Origin of the sequence: Hansschlegelia beijingensis (assembly GCF_045505405.1) — a bacterium.
Taxonomy (GTDB): Bacteria; Pseudomonadota; Alphaproteobacteria; order Rhizobiales; family Methylopilaceae; genus Methylopila; species Methylopila beijingensis_A.
Window position 1 is genome coordinate 1 of the sequence record NZ_JBJKEX010000698.1, and the last position, 617, is coordinate 617.

The following is a 617-nucleotide window of genomic DNA, read 5'->3' on the forward strand; positions in this document are numbered from 1 at the left end:
GGGGACATGCTCGGCAAGCGCCGAAGTCTGAAAATACGTCGAATTACGGCGAGCACGCCCCGAGGGTCACGCTTTTGGAGAGCATAGCGAAGGGTCTGTCCCGCCAGAAAGTCAACTTGAGTGTCCGCGCCGTAGCTATTCAGAGCTGATTCAGCCCACATGAGGGAAGTCTTCCAGTCACTTCCCGCCGAGATTGAACCCGCAGTCCCCACGTAGATGTCTACCAAGTCTTCTTCCACTTGGAGGAAATTCGTTCCTGGTTCGCGACCCAGCTTCAGCAGCCAGTCCCAATCTTGGTGCCTAGTCAGCTTCTCATCCCATGGAACGCGAATACACAGGTCTCTCGGAGCCATGACCGTTGAGGCAAAGAAGGAGGACCTGGTTGCGCCCGCGTGGCGGCGCCGGAAGAGATAGTCAGCAATGTCTTGACCCGGGTGGATCAGCGCTGCGGGTATGCCCCTGACCTTCGAAGTGGATGCAGCCCCGGTGATACTTTGGACAGCACGCGAACCAATCACAAGATCTTGATCACTGGGGAAGCGCGATGCCGCAGTCAGCTGCGCGCGCAACTTGCCAGGAAACCACGTGTCGTCGTCGTCTAGAAAGGCAATCCACTT

Annotated in this window: 1 protein-coding gene; it reads right to left on the reverse strand. The window is 57.4% G+C overall.

Annotated elements, in window-relative coordinates:
- Positions 1-617 (reverse strand): hypothetical protein (locus ACIKT0_RS19690; RefSeq protein ID WP_407106935.1); only part of this gene is annotated, 617 nt, incomplete at both ends.